The 14,119-nt window shown below is 55.4% G+C and carries 13 protein-coding genes; 2 read left to right on the forward strand and 11 right to left on the reverse strand.

Annotation, left to right across the window (positions count from 1 at the left end; translation table 11 throughout):
• Nucleotides 1-385: 385 nt before the first annotated feature.
• The 4 genes from glnA to miaA all read right to left on the reverse strand — a co-directional run bounded on the left by glnA (nt 386) and on the right by miaA (nt 4,469).
• Entirely contained in the window at nt 386-1,726 is a 1,341-nt protein-coding gene (gene glnA / locus JUE67_RS01565) for a type I glutamate--ammonia ligase (RefSeq protein WP_203628616.1), read from the reverse strand.
• A gap of 49 nt (nt 1,727-1,775) precedes the next feature.
• Nucleotides 1,776-2,147, reverse strand: coding sequence for a MerR family transcriptional regulator (locus tag JUE67_RS01570; RefSeq protein WP_203628617.1), 372 nt, complete (start codon nt 2,145-2,147; stop codon nt 1,776-1,778).
• A gap of 134 nt (nt 2,148-2,281) precedes the next feature.
• Nucleotides 2,282-3,535, reverse strand: coding sequence for a methionine gamma-lyase family protein (locus JUE67_RS01575; protein WP_203628618.1), 1,254 nt, complete (start codon nt 3,533-3,535; stop codon nt 2,282-2,284).
• The gene (miaA, locus tag JUE67_RS01580) at nt 3,519-4,469 is read right to left on the reverse strand and encodes a tRNA (adenosine(37)-N6)-dimethylallyltransferase MiaA (protein WP_203628619.1); all 951 of its coding nucleotides are present in this window, start codon (nt 4,467-4,469) and stop codon (nt 3,519-3,521) included. Before miaA ends, JUE67_RS01575 begins: the two co-directional genes overlap by 17 nt.
• 63 nt (nt 4,470-4,532) lie before the next feature.
• Here miaA and JUE67_RS01585 point away from each other — a divergent pair, with 63 nt between their 5' ends.
• Nucleotides 4,533-4,712, forward strand: a complete 180-nt coding sequence (locus tag JUE67_RS01585; RefSeq protein ID WP_125695997.1) for a DUF3042 family protein — start codon at nt 4,533-4,535, stop codon at nt 4,710-4,712.
• Between the two features lie 161 nt (nt 4,713-4,873).
• On the opposite strand, the gene JUE67_RS01590 is transcribed toward JUE67_RS01585, so the two are convergent.
• From JUE67_RS01590 to JUE67_RS01610, 5 genes are all read right to left on the reverse strand, one after another.
• Nucleotides 4,874-5,290, reverse strand: coding sequence for a rhodanese-like domain-containing protein (locus JUE67_RS01590; RefSeq protein WP_125696091.1), 417 nt, complete (start codon nt 5,288-5,290; stop codon nt 4,874-4,876).
• A gap of 20 nt (nt 5,291-5,310) precedes the next feature.
• The gene (locus JUE67_RS01595; protein ID WP_203628620.1) at nt 5,311-6,270 is read right to left on the reverse strand and encodes an ROK family glucokinase; all 960 of its coding nucleotides are present in this window, start codon (nt 6,268-6,270) and stop codon (nt 5,311-5,313) included.
• A complete protein-coding gene (locus JUE67_RS01600) occupies nt 6,263-6,496 on the reverse strand; it encodes a YqgQ family protein (RefSeq protein WP_125695999.1) in 234 nt (77 codons plus the stop codon). Before JUE67_RS01600 ends, JUE67_RS01595 begins: the two co-directional genes overlap by 8 nt.
• A complete protein-coding gene (locus tag JUE67_RS01605; RefSeq protein WP_203636938.1) occupies nt 6,493-7,185 on the reverse strand; it encodes a rhomboid family intramembrane serine protease in 693 nt (230 codons plus the stop codon). The genes JUE67_RS01600 and JUE67_RS01605 overlap by 4 nt, the downstream gene beginning before the upstream one ends.
• A 754-nt stretch (nt 7,186-7,939) precedes the next feature.
• On the reverse strand, nt 7,940-10,069 hold the full coding sequence (locus tag JUE67_RS01610) for a peptidoglycan D,D-transpeptidase FtsI family protein (RefSeq protein ID WP_203628123.1): 2,130 nt from the start codon (nt 10,067-10,069) through the stop codon (nt 7,940-7,942).
• 161 nt (nt 10,070-10,230) lie between these two features.
• On the opposite strand from JUE67_RS01610, the gene JUE67_RS01615 reads away from it, so the two are divergent.
• Complete coding sequence (locus JUE67_RS01615) at nt 10,231-12,852, forward strand: YfhO family protein (protein WP_203628122.1); 2,622 nt, start codon at nt 10,231-10,233, stop codon at nt 12,850-12,852.
• Nucleotides 12,853-12,990: 138 nt separating this feature from the next.
• Here the strand turns inward: JUE67_RS01615 and JUE67_RS01620 are convergent, their stop codons facing one another.
• Together JUE67_RS01620 and JUE67_RS01625 are read right to left on the reverse strand one after the other, a co-directional pair.
• Nucleotides 12,991-13,350 carry a GIY-YIG nuclease family protein gene (locus JUE67_RS01620; RefSeq protein WP_203636939.1) on the reverse strand — a complete coding sequence of 120 codons (360 nt, stop codon included), beginning with the start codon at nt 13,348-13,350 and terminating at the stop codon, nt 12,991-12,993.
• 10 nt (nt 13,351-13,360) lie between these two features.
• Nucleotides 13,361-14,062, reverse strand: a complete 702-nt coding sequence (locus JUE67_RS01625; protein WP_203628120.1) for a DUF2087 domain-containing protein — start codon at nt 14,060-14,062, stop codon at nt 13,361-13,363.
• Between the last annotated feature and the right edge of the window lie 57 nt (nt 14,063-14,119).

The following is a 14,119-nucleotide window of genomic DNA, read 5'->3' on the forward strand; positions in this document are numbered from 1 at the left end:
TTGATCACGCTGTCGCCGTTGAAATCTGATCGCGCCAAGCCCCACAAGCAAGGCGCCCGCAGTATCCTAATCTAAAATCACGCAAACACACTGGCCATGCCTGAAAAGACACGTCGACCGGTGTGTTTGTCGTACATAGGGACCAAAATATTCATTTTCGATTCTGACTTTTTTTCAAAAAAGTGAGAATCGGCAAAAAATCTAAACATGCCCAAAAATTCGCCCGAATTTTGGGCACATTGACGAACCGAAATCAAAAAATCGGGTCGAAACTTCACGACGAAGTTCTGACCCGATTTTTATCTACCTAACTATTAGCGGTCCGCGTGACTGCGGCTTTTGGGAAGGCATGACGCACTTCACAGTTCGCGCGCGACCGGTGTGATCAGTACAATTCCAAGTATTGATCGCGTTCCCATTCCGAAACACTTTGCCGGTATGCGGCCCACTCCAAGTCTTTGGAATCCTTGAAGCTCTGATACAAATGCGGGCCAAGCGCGGCCTTCACCACCGGATCATCTTCCAGTGCCTTGATCGCGTTGTGCAAAGTCGACGGCAGATCTTGAATGTGGTTGGCTTTTCGCTCGGAGTCCTGCATGCGGTAAATGTTGCGATCAACAGCCTCTTCCGGCGTCAACTTGTTCTCGATGCCATCAAGTCCGGCCTCAAGAATCGCGGCGATGGCAAGATACGGATTGGCGGTCGGATCGACGCTGCGCAATTCAAGGCGCGTCCCTAACCCGCGGGCAAGTGGGACCCGAATCAGCGGGCTACGATTGGTGCCAGACCAAGCGATGTAGACCGGGGCCTCAAAGCCCGGGACCAGCCGCTTGTAGGAGTTGACCGTGGGATTATTGATCGCGGTGAGTGCCCGTGCGTGAGCCAGCAGGCCAGCGAGGAAATGCATTGCGCTGTCGGATAATTGGGTGTCGGTCTCGGGATCAAAGAAGAAGTTCTTCTCCCCTTTGAACAGCGACATGTTGATATGCATCCCCGACCCATTGATACCATGCAGCGGCTTTGGCATGAAGGTCGCGTACAGCCCATGCTTGCGGGCGATCGTTTTCACGACCAGCTTAAAGGTCTGAATGTGATCGGCGGCATCGAGCGCATCGGTGTAGCGAAAATCGATCTCATGCTGGCCAGGCGCAACTTCGTGATGTGAGGCCTCGACCTCAAAGCCCATTTTTTCCAGTTCAAGGACGATATCCCGTCGGCAATTTTCACCCATGTCAAGCGGGGCAAAATCAAAATAGGACCCCTTGTCATTCAGTTGCATCGACGGCTCACCATTCTCGTCCAGCTTGAAGAGGAAGAATTCCGGCTCCGGGCCGATGTTGAAGGCCGAATAGCCGTCGTCTTTCATATCCTGAATCACGCGGACCAAATTGTTACGCGGATCGCCCTCAAACGGCGTGCCATCCATGCGGTGAACACTGCAGATCAGCCGTGCGACCTTGCCGTGATCGTTCTCCCACGGGAAAAGCAGCCAGGTGTTGAAATCCGGAAACAGCAGCATATCACTTTCCTCGATGCGGACAAACCCGTCGATCGAGGAACCGTCGAAGGCCATCTTGTTCGCCAGCACTTTTTCCAGCTGGGAAACAGGCACTTCAACGTTTTTGATGATGCCATTGATATCGGTGAACATCAGGCGTAAAAACTGAACGTTCTCCTCTTTGACGCTGGTCCGAATATCATCTGCGGTGATCGTTTTTCTTGCCATGGATTGTTTCCTTTCCGCAAGGCGACTTGCGCCTGCGTGCCATTGTGGACTACGGCCGAAACCCAAATCCCTGCGTGACACTGGGACCACTGGGATTTTGGTTCATGCGACTTTGATTGAGCAACTCTGCCCGCAACGCCTGCCGCACCGCGGCGTCGCTGGTCTCGCTGACAGGCTGGCGCGGCTTGTTCAGCCGTTTGATGTCATCAAAACTGAGCCCGCTTGCCAACTGATCCTTGATATCGATGAGGACATCGACATCATTGAGCGCATACATCCGGTGATTGCCGGCGGTGCGCTGGGGATGGACCAGTCCCTGTTTTTCATAATACCTGATCTGGCGCGCCGACAGTGCTGTCAACGTCATGACAGTGCCGATTGGAAGCACCGCGCGACTGCGTAGATCGACCGTCTCTGCCATGGACTCGCCTCCTGTATGGTGTCAGACTAACAAACGAGCGCGCCGCCTGTCAACCGATGATGTTAGCTTATCTGACACGGAGGCAAAAAATGTCCCATAAAAAAAGGCCGGCCGCAGCCGACACTTTCCTGATGCTATTTGAAAAATGTGGCCTGCGCCGCCCCGATGATGCCGAGCTTGACATGCGCATAGGTGAGCCCACCCTGCAGATACAGGGTGTATGGCTCACGCAGCGGGCCGTCGCCGGAAAATTCGATCGTCGCACCGGAGACAAACGAGCCCCCTGCCATGATGACCTCATCCTCGTAGCCAGCCATCACTTCCGGAATCGGCGTGACAAACGAGTCGATCGGTGAATTTGCCTGCAGGGCCTCGGCGAATGCGACCATGTCGTCGGGATTACCGAAGTTGACGGTCTGAATCAGATCCGTGCGGGGTTCGTTCCATTTTGGACTGACATCAAGGCCCAGCGCCTCGAGCAACGCGGCTTCAAAGATCGCCCCTTTGATCGCGTTACCCGTCGTCTGCGGCGCGATGAAGAAGCCCTGGTACATGTCGCGCAAAATATCGAGCGTCGCGCCTTCATCAGCCCCGATGCCCGGCACCGTGAAGCGGTACGAAACGCGCTCGACCAGGTCTTTGCGGCCGACAATATAGCCACCTGTTTTGGCCATGCCGCCGCCGCCATTTTTGATCAAGGAGCCTGCCATCAGATCGGCGCCGACATCCAGCGGCTCCTGGGTCTCGGAAAATTCGCCATACGCGTTATCTGTGAAGATCCACACATCTGGGGCCACACTGCGCACCGCCTTGATCATCTCGGCGATCTTCGCGATGGTGAAGGATGGTCGCGTCGCATACCCGCGCGAGCGCTGAATCGCAACGACCTTCGTGTCAGGGCGAATGCGCGCCTTGATCGCATCAAGATCCGCCTCGCCATTTGCCAGCAACGGGACAAAATCGCTGGTGATGCCATATTCCTTGGCGCTTCCGATGCCGTTGCCGGCCATGCCCAGTACTTCCTGCAAGGTATCATACGGCTCGCCGGTGATGTAGAGAATCTCATCGCCAGGGCGGGTCAGGCCAAGGAGCGCGGTACCGATCGCATGCGTCCCCGACACGAATTGCGGCCGCACCAAGGCGTCCTCACCGCCCAAGACGTCAGCAAAGATCGCCTCGAGCTTATCGCGGCCCTCATCGTTGTTGCCATAGCCGGTGGTGCCGGACAGGTCACTTTCGGCCACGTGATGCGCCTGAAAGCTGGCCAGGACCTTCGCCTGATTAGTCAAGATCTGGGCATCGATCGTCGCTAATTGCGGCGCAATCTTTTGATCGACCGCATCGACTAGCGCCATTAACTTTGGGTCATACTTATCTTGCCAAGCCATTTTGTTCTCCTTTGATAAACGACGCGACAAGCTGATCGATCGCCTCAAGCGCAGTGGGCGTTTGAAGCAGGTCAAACCAGTTGGTCGGCATCTGATTGCGAAAATACGTCAATTGCCGTTTTGCATAATTGCGTGAATGCTGCTTGATCAGCGCAACGGCCGGCGCAAGTGGCGCCTGCTCCTGGAGCACCGGTACAAGCTCCTTGTAGCCGATCGCCTTAAATGCTTGGGCATCCGGCGACACCGTTTCAAGCAAGCCGGCCACTTCCTGAAGAAGCCCTTGCTGCATCATCTGATCAACGCGCTGTTCGATGCGCCGATACAGCAGCGCGCGGTCCGTGGTCAGGCCGATCACCAGTGGCTGATATGGCTCTGTCGGCGGCGATTGGGCGGAAAACAGTTGGCCGGTCTGCTCGATCACTTCAAGCGCCCGCACCACGCGCCGGGAATTGGCCGCTGGAATCTTGGCGGCTGCGGCGGGGTCGCGCGCCGCGAGCTGGTCGTGCAGCCAATCCTCCCCATGCGCCGCCAGTTCGGCCTCCCACCGCTGCCGAGCTGAGGTCGTCGCCGCCACACCTAAAGGCAGCCCCTTCGCCAAAGCATTCAGGTAAAAACCGGTGCCGCCGACCACGATCGGCAGTTTTCCCTGGGCCACCAGCGCTTGAATCACGGTCCCGGCACGGGTCTGAAACTGAGCCGCAGTGAAAGGCGTCCCGGGATCCACAATATCAATGAGATGATGGGGCACCCCATCCATTTCCGTCGGGGTCACTTTGGCGGTGCCAATATCCATGCCGCGATAGATTTGATAGGCGTCGCCGTTGATCACTTCGCCGTTGAACTGTTGCGCAAGCTTGACCGCCAGCGCACTTTTTCCCACGGCAGTCGGACCGCCGATGAGAATGATCTTGGGTTTTAAAGCAGTTTTATTCATTTCATCACCAGCTTCTAGTATAATGAACCTAGCGATAAAGTTCAGCAGAATGGAGGGATTTTCATGAAGCACAAATTTTTTGGTGGTTTTCTTCTTGGCACTTTGATGACGGCCAGCGCCGTTGCAGGCAGTTTGATCGCCTTCAAGAAGTCTTACATCGAACCTGTGGAAGATAAAGTCGACGAGATCAACACCAACCGCAAAAAAGCCAACCGCAAGCAGCATGCTGCTCACCAAGGCTGAAAACCTGTTTATGCCAGCCGTGATGCTGGCTTTTTTTGTGGCGTCGCGCAGATCTGGATCTCCGCTCGGCCGCTTGTTTTGGCTGACCCGAACACAAAAAAATCCGGGCAAGCACATTGAACTCGTGCGCCGACCCGGACTTTTTTGATATGGCCGCAGACCTATTTCTTGTCTTCGAGCCCTTTTTTCTTCTTAGTCTTGCCCGACCAGGCATTGTAGCCGCCCTTCAGCAGATAGATCTGGGTGAATCCAGCTTTTTTCAAGCGGTAAGCCGCACTGACGGAACCGGTGCCGGTCAGATCATACAGATAAACTGGCAGATCCTTGCGCAGCTCGCTCATCCACTGCTTGATCGTGCTGGCAGGCAGGCTCCGGGCGCCCAGAATATGACCGGCGTCGAAGTCCTTTTTTTCACGCAGGTCGGCGATGGTCGCCTTGCGCATGCCCGCTTCAAATTCTTCCGGGGTGAGCTCGCCGCCGACAGACTTCAGGCGATTTTTGCGAATGCGGATATAAAACCAGTTGGCGGCCCAGACGATCAGGAAAACGCCGACCAGGGTGAGTAAAAATCCAGTGATGTCGTTCAAATGATCGCCCCTTACTTCAATGCCAGGCTGGCCGCGCCGATCACGCCAGCTGTGTTGCCCAAGGTCGCCAAGCGAATGTGCGTCGTGTTACGGACATTCGGGAAAGTGAACTGTTCAAAATAGCTCTGCACGCGCGTCAACAGGAAGTCGCCAGCCGCAGACACGCCGCCGCCGATCAAAATGTACTCAGGGTTGAGCATGTTGCCCAGGTTGCCCAGTGCAAGGCCGAGGTAATAGCACACTTTGTCGACGATCATCAGGGCCAGCTTGTCGCCGCTCTTGGCGCAGTCGAACACGATCTTGCTGGAGATCTCGTCGCCATTGTCAAGAATCTGCTTCAGCTGAGAATCACCGGCAAATTCTTCCGCCATATCGCGCGCCACACGAACGACACCGGTGGCGCTGGCCACGGTCTCGAGGCACCCTTTTTTCCCGCAGGTGCACAGATAGCCATTTGGATCGACAGTCACATGGCCGATCTCACCCGCCGAGCCAGCCGTGCCGTGAAGCAAGAGGCCATCCGCAACAATGCCGCCGCCGATCCCGGTACCCAAAGCGACCAGGGTCACGTTTTTCGACTTGTCGCCGGCACCCTTCCATTGCTCGCCAAGCGCCGCCACATTGACGTCGTTGTCGATGGCAAATGGAATGCCCGTTGCGGCTTCAATGTCGCGCTTCGGAAACTGCAGCGTTTTCCAGTTCAGGTTATAGGCGCCAATGACCGTGCCCTGTTCGAGATCGACCGTGCCAGGAGACCCCATGCCGATGCCCAGAAAATCGGATGCATCCATGTTGTACAGTTTCATGTGGTCCTTCAGTGAGTCGATGATATCCGGGATGATGTGGCTGCCATCATCCAGAATGTTGGTATCGATGCTCCAGCGCTGCTGGATCTCACCATCCGCCGTCAAGATCGCAAATTTAGCGGTGGTGCCCCCAAGATCGACACCGATCAGCTTCTTGTCAGTCATTCTCTTGCCTCCGTGTGGTTGTATTTAAGGGATGTTTTTCTTCTTGTTCATGTTCGTGGCGCAACACGATCTTCGCAGTCGCGTACGTCTTATCGTCGATCAGCTGCAACTTGTGCAAGCGGTCCACTTCCACTGCAGCCAGCTCAATGTCCCACAGCCGCTCGCCCACGTGGATATAGGTTCCATAGCGTTTCAGCAGCTGGAGCACGTCATAGTAGGTCCTCATAGCAGCGCCTGCGTGTAGCCGAAGTGAAGCAGGAAGCCAAGCACGCCGATGAGAAAAACACCGGAGATAACTTGGCGCCAGCGCGGCATTTCCCCAATGTTGGGGGCGCCGAGCAAGCCAGCGATCAAAAAACCGCCGATCGACCCACCAATATGGCCATAAATATCGACCGAAGAAGAAAACAGGTTGAAGATCAAGTTGATCGCAGCGAACACCGCAAACTGCCGGGCAACGGCCCCCACTTGCGGCTGGTGGCGAAATGTATCGCCCAGCAGCAAAAAGGCGCCCATCAACCCGAACAACGCCGTGCTGGCCCCGGCGGAAACCACATCAGGATTGAACACGAAGCTCGCCACGTTCCCGGCAATACCGGAAACCAGATAGATCGTGAGAAACCGCCAGTGGCCGAAGACTTGCTCGCACAAGACTCCCAGAAAATACAGCGTGAGCCCATTCATCAAAATATGAGTCAGGCCAATATGAAGAAAGATCGGCGTGATGAACCGCCACCATTCCCCCATCCAGATTGCCGTGTTGTAGCGGGCGCCGAATCGAATCAGGACCGTGACCGACTCACTGCCACCTGCCAGTGTCTCAAGCGCAAACACGATGATCGTGATCGCAAGCAACGCATATGTGATAAATGGGGTGCCATCAAGGCGTCTGACCCACCGTGGGGTATTTTGCATAGCCGCTCCTTTCAGCATCTCAACAAAAAAGCAACAGGCGCGAACCTGCTGCTCGCCGCAAACTCAAACCGAGAAAAATCGTATCCCTTGCCAAGCTGACGCCTGACATTCACAGAATAGTTTAGCATTTTTTGGAAGGGCTGCCTAGTATAACGCGTGTGCCGTCATGTACGGCAAAAAATGATTGGTTGTGTCGGATGTAACGCCCGGGTGGGTTCCGGCCAGAAATGGCTGGAACGCTCCCAAGTGACTTTAAGCCCGTAAAGTGCACGGTCTTAAAGCTCACTTTCGGTGTAAGCGGCACAGCCGCTAACACCGACGAGGGGGCTGAGCCATTTCTGCCCCGGAGCCCACCCTCATACAGCACGTTCAATCTATCAATACAAAACTACCACACAATACAATGGCGCCCACCATCCCAGTAAGTAGCACACGAAGCTGGTAAGTCTGTTTCGCGGTCACACTCTCGCTCTCGCGAAAACAATACTTATTCTGAGCCTTAAGTTCAACCTCACGCTTTGCTCTCTTCCCCTCTGCATCTCGTCTTACGCCCCCTCCCACGCAAAGAAACTGGGCCAAAACTTTTTGTTTTGGCCCAGTTCCTGTATGGTGCACTAATGTTACTGCAGTGTCGTGGGCCAAATGTCCGGGTCCGAGCAGCTAAGGTCCCAATCACCTGGTCCAAAGTTCGGACCTGGCGCTTGGAACACTTACCTGTCGGACCCAAGAGCGACATTTGTCCCACTTCCTTTTGTTAGTTCTTCAATTTGACTTGGTGCGGGGTGTAATTTTTATCTGCCTTGACGTCGTTCATCTTGTAGTAATCGCTGAACATTTGCTTGGCGACGACTTGGGCGTAATTGCCGTCTGTGTCCGCTTCTAGGTTCGGGAAGACGACGGCGATCGCGATCTGTGGGTTCGTCGCTGGAGCGAAACCGACGAAGCTCAGGGTCGTGGTCTCAAGCAGCTTCGAGGTGCTGTCTTCGGGATCGGCCCGGGTGAAGGTCTGGGCGGTCCCTGTTTTGCCAGCAACGCCTGGGTTGAGGGTGTTCAGGCTGGTCGCGGTGGTCCAACCGTTGGTACCATGGACGACCTGCCACATCCCCTGCTTGACGAGGTCGATCTGGGCCTGGATATTGGGGATCTTGCCCAAGATCGTCGGCGTGGTCACGTTTGTCGTCGCGGTCGCCTTGCCATTGTTGGCGGTCTGGCTGATCGACTGGACGATGTAGGGCTTCATGCGGTAGCCGTTGTTGGCCACAGCCGAGACGTATTGCGCCATTTGCATCAGCGTGTACGTATCGTAGTTCCCGTAAGACAAGTCCAGCGCCGAGCCGACTGCCAGCTGGCCATTCAAAGTGGTGGCGCCTTGCAGCCCGGAGATCTCCCCAGGCAGATCGATGCCGGTGGTCAAGCCGAGTCCGAACTCGGCAAAGTACCGCCGCATTTTGTCAAAAATATCGCTGTCCATGGTCATGGAGACCTTTGGCGAATATTTCGCGTTGGCTTCGCGCATCGCTAAATGCATCATGTAGATGTTTGAGGACACTTCCAGCGCCGAGGCGGCATTCAGTGAGCTGAACGTCCCGACTGGATAAACGGACTTTTTGACCGGGGTGGCTGGCAGATAGATCGGTGTATCGGCGATCGTATTATCTGAAACGGAGATGACGCCATCCTGCAGCGCGCCGAGAATCATGGCGGGCTTGACCGCCGACCCCATGGCAAACGCGCGGTTTAACACGCCGAGGGCATCATCCGAGACCTTGTGTGACTTCGTGTTTTGCGCTTCGCCGGCAATGGCCAACACCGCGCCGGTGCTTGGGTTCATTGCGACGGCATAGGCACCATCCGCATTGGCGGCTTCCCCGTCGGAAACGGCGCTTGCGAATGTCTTTTTCAAAATTGCTTCGACTTTTTGCTGATAAGCCGAATCAATGGTCAAGGTGAGGTTTGCGCCTTGTTGGCCTTTGAATTTCTGCACCGAGTTGATGATCTCATTGTCGCTGCCTATCTCAACTTGGGTGCGGCTCTTGGCGCCTTTGAGGACATTTTCGTAAGCTTTTTCCAGGTAACTGATGCCGACACGGTCATTGCGGGCATAGCCATTGGCGAGGTAACCGGTCAGGCCATCGGATGGCAGGCCGGATTTTTCGCTGGAAACAGTCCCGATGATACTGGTCATGGACGCCCCATTTGGATAATGGCGTTCCCAGTCGGTGCCCAAGTTCACGCCTGGCATTTCGGTCAAATGCTCGCCGACCAGCGCCAATTCCTTTTCAGTCAATCCAGTATTTTTCAGATAGACTGTGGTCAGCGAGGTCGCCCCGTTCATGATCTTGTACAGCGCCACGCTTTGTTTCTGCTTGGCGGTGAAGGTCGGCATGTGCTTTTCGACATACTCGGTCTGGGCGGTATAAAGTTTGCCTGTATCATTTTTATATTTCGTCGCCGCATCTGGAATCTTCTGAATGACCGCGTCTGAAGCATCGCTGTCGGAAAGATAATAATCCGCGTAGTCGCGCGGCTGAAGGTTATCGGTGTCGACGGTGATGTAGGTGACCAGCTTATCGGCCACGGCGCGCATCGACGCGGCCGTCACGCCCATGCTCTTGGTGTAAGTGATCGCGTTGTTGGCCTGATTGGTGACCAGCGGCCGGCCCTGGCTGTCGAAGATCAAGCCACGAGGCACGGCGCCGGTGACCAAGGTCTGGTCGGTGCGATCGACTTCGGTCCGGAATTTTTCCCCATTGAAGATCTGCAGGTAGGCGAGCTGGGCGACCAAGGCGGCCAGCAGTAAAAAGACGAAAAAGAAGAGCAGGTTCAGCCGCAGCGGAATCTGCGACTTCACGCGTTTTGGTTTTTGTGTCCGAATGTATTTCAAAAGCGATCTCCCCTACTCAGCGTCACGGTCAGTTTCTAAACACGAGTGTAGCAAAAACCCCGCCCGAAAGCGAGGCGCTCGCCATCTATGGTATAGTAAAAGGTGTTTTTGTGCCGCGACGTCGCGGCATTTTTAAGGTTTCTTTAGGTTGGGAGAAAAACATGCGACTGAAGCGTTTCTGGGAACGACATATCTTACTGCTCGCCTTCTTGCTGCCATGTCTGGTGATGGGCGTGTATTTCATCGTGCGCGGGGTGTGGCCATTTGGCAACAGCTCCGTCCTCACCGTGGATATGGGCCAGCAGTACATCGATTTTTACAGCTATTATCGCCAGACACTGCTCGGGCATCCCGGCCAGCTGTTTTACGCCTTCAACAACGCGCTTGGCGGCGACATGTTCGGCACATGGGCGTATTATCTCGCCAGTCCGTTCAATCTCGTGCTGCTGCTTTTTCCAAAAACGATGCTGGATCTCGCCGTCGCGGTGATGACCCTGCTCAAATATGGGGCGGCTGGCCTCACCATGGCCTATTACCTGCGCCGCCGCGGCTGGCGCAGTCTGTGGCCCGCCACGTTCGGCTTCGCCTATGCGCTGTCCGGCTGGATGGTCGCCAACCAGTTGAACCTGATGTGGTTTGACGGTGCAGTCTTCTTGCCGCTGGTGCTGGATGGCGTCGAGCGGCTCATCGAAGAGCGGCGCCCGTTTCGCTTCATTTTCTGGCTGACCGTCGCGATCGTTTCCAACTATTATATGGGCTACATGATCTGCCTATTCGTCGTCGGTTACTTCTTTTGGGCGGCCAGCGCCCGCAAACGCGCCTGGAAATTGCGGGTCAAGGAATTTCTGCGATTCGCCGGGGCAAGTTTGCTGGCCGGCGCGGCAAGTGCGGTGCTACTTTTGCCGACACTGTTTCAGTTGACGCAAAGCAAGGGCACCTACACGATCAAGACCATTCACTGGAAATTCGAGTATCAGCCGTGGAAAATGCTGGGCAAATTTTTCGCCGGCAGCTTTAACTTTGACCAAATGCCCAATGGCCAGCCGAATGTGTTCGTCGGCAGCCTCGTGGTGATCGCGTTTGTCCTGTATTTTGTCCTGGGCAAAATTCGCTGGCAGGAGCGGCTCACGGCCCTGGTTTGGACTGGCATTCTGGCGCTGTCGTTGATGTTTGAGCCGCTGGATCTCCTGTGGCATGGCATGCAGTTCCCCGTTTGGTACAACTACCGCTTTTCCTTTGTCGTCTGCGCCTGGCTGATCTTGCTGGCGGCGCGGGCGCTGCGCTTTTTGCCGGATGGCATCAACGTGTGGCAGCTGGCCCTCAGCTTGGCGGTTGTGCTGGCCTTGTGCGGCATGGTCTGGCTGAATGTCGATCAATTTCCGTATCTATCTGATCAACAAGTCCTGACGACCTTCCTCTTTAGCGTCGCGGCCATTGTCCTGCTGTCTGTGCGCGCCGATCAACGAAAATGGACGCCGCTTTTATTCATGGTGCTCATTCTTGGTGAAAGTACCAGCAACATGGCCCTTTCCCTGAATCAGATCAGTTACGTGTCGCACAGCGATTATCACACCTACACCGAAGCCCTGCGCGAAGGCGTCGACAAGCTGAACGTCACGACGCCGGATCGCATCGGCAAAACAGTCTTACGGACGAAAAACGATGCGATGCAGGTCGGCTACTGGGGCACGGACCAATTCAGCTCGCTGTTTGAGCCCAGCGTGCCGCAATTTTTCGGCAACATCGGCCAATCCGCAGGGGACAATTTTGCCGCCTACACCAACGGCACCGTGATCACCGATGCCTTGCTCGACATCCGCTACTGGCTGACGCCCCGGACCGACGTGATCGCCACCAGCGAAAGTCCATTCCTGCCGCCACTTTCCCCGCGCCCGGACCTGCAGCGTGAGACGCACCGCGGGCAGACACGCTGGCTGACAGGCTATGAAAATGACAACGCGCTGGGTCTGGGCTTTGCGGCCAGCGACCAGATCTTGAAGACCAAATTGATCGATGGCATGCCGGTCACGAACCAGGAAATGATCATGGCCGCGCTGACTGACCGTGATTACCAGACGCTTTTTGATAAGATCGATCTGGCGAAACCGGCGATCAAAGGCGGCACTTGGAGCGCCGGCATCGTCTCCAAGAAGAAGATCGCCAGCACCACCACCGTGACCTACACCTTCGAAGCGACTAGCAGCGACCCGTATTACCTGAAGATCGGATCCGATTTTACCGATAATCTCGTCTCGCTCACGCAAAATGGGGTGGCGGTGCCGATCTATGACACCTTCCGCGATAGCGAGCTGTTAAATATCACCCCCGGCGAGATCGGCAAAAAACAGACGCTGGTCTTCACGCTGAATAAGGACACCGCCAATTTCAGCAGTGTCGTCTTGTATCGCCTCGACCAAAGCAAAGTCACAGCCGATCTGGCCACCTTGAAACAATCCCCGTGGCGCATCGATGATTCAGGCGCCCGCCATCTTTCGGGCACCGTTTCGATCACTAAGAAAAATCAGGTCCTGATGACCACCGTTCCAACGAGCCCGGGCTGGCACGTGACGGTCGATGGCCAGGCCGTCACCCCCCATAAGGTTCTCGGCTTGTTCATGGCACTCGAGTTGAGTCGCGGGACGCACCGCATCTCGATGACCTACACTCCGCCCTATTTGTGGGTGGGCCTCGTTGTCACAGTGATCGCCTTGCTGCTGATTTTGCTGTGGTGGTGGCTGACCCCGCGCGGTCGCCACAGCCGCGGCGCGATACGCCCAGAATAAACTAGGGTCGACTCAAAAAAGCCAAGACCGTTACGCTCGGAGCTCTCTCCGATTGCAGCGTGTCTTGGCTTTTTTAGTAGGTGCTAGAATTAGGGCGATGATTGCCGCGCGGTCATGACGCAACGAGGCGGCCTACAGTCAGCGGCTTTTCGGCCGGGTATTATACCCGCGGTCATCAAAAGGTTGCAGGCGCTCGAGCCATTCCTCTTTCAGCAGTTTGACGGCATGGCGCAGATTGACAACATCGTCGGTCTTTTCTTCCCACAACACCGCATAGGAAAAGGCATCCGCGCCATATTCATCCCAATCACGCTGCAAGGCAGTCTGCCCATACGCGTGGTTGTTGAGGTTCGTCTGATAATAGCCCCACCGATTTTTGGTGTTCGGCACCGCATCGATATAGATCTTATGAGTCACGGTATTCGTGAGCTGAATCACGCCGTAATAGGTCGGCTGCAGCTTATAGTCGCGAATTTTAGCTTTCCGGTCTTCGTTCATAGTCGTCTCCTTAAAAGATCCGCCAATAGGTCCGCTCATCGGCTGTCCGCGCCAAAAATTGATAATCGACGAGGTAGCGTTTGAGTGTGGTGTGGTCGGAAAAAATTGTGTGGAGCAGCTGATCGACTTGCGCCCGCGAGTAATGCCGGTCAAAAATAAATTCCTGCCTGAGCCGGTACAGCACGGCAATGATCTTTTTCTGTCCTTTTGGCAACCGGGTGAGCGTCAAGCGACCATTTTCTTCATCAAAGAATTTGTCGACAATGGTCTGATACTCGGCGGGCGTGATCTTGAAGCGCGCATCTTGGCGTTCAACGCCCGGTGGCATCGGCAACCACCGCTGCGGCTTAACTTGGCCAAACACTGCCTGATATTGCGCGAGATACAGCCGCGCTTGCTTCGCCTTTTCCCGAAATGTGAAGCGCTGGTGCCGGACTGTCGCCAAGCTCACCTGCAGTTTTGCGGCGATCTGCGCATCGGTCTCCCCTGCGGCAAACGCGGCTAACAAGGTCTGCTGCGTGGCTGTGAGCGTGTTATATTTGTCCGTGGTCGCCAATAGCGCGTGATCCGCTCCTCCGTGGACCTGTTGGACATGCGCGGTGATCGACTCACGAGAAGGCGAGGTGTGCGAACAATAAAGGCACACCCAGAGATCCCCAACTTGGTGGTACCCCTGCGCCAACGCTTCTGTTGTCAGTGTCAATGGATCCATCAACGATCACCTCGTCAAAAATATACCGTTGTTGACGAATACTGTCAACAACCTTTA

It is taken from the genome of Lacticaseibacillus mingshuiensis (assembly GCF_016861785.1).
GTDB lineage: Bacteria > Bacillota > Bacilli > Lactobacillales > Lactobacillaceae > Lacticaseibacillus > Lacticaseibacillus mingshuiensis.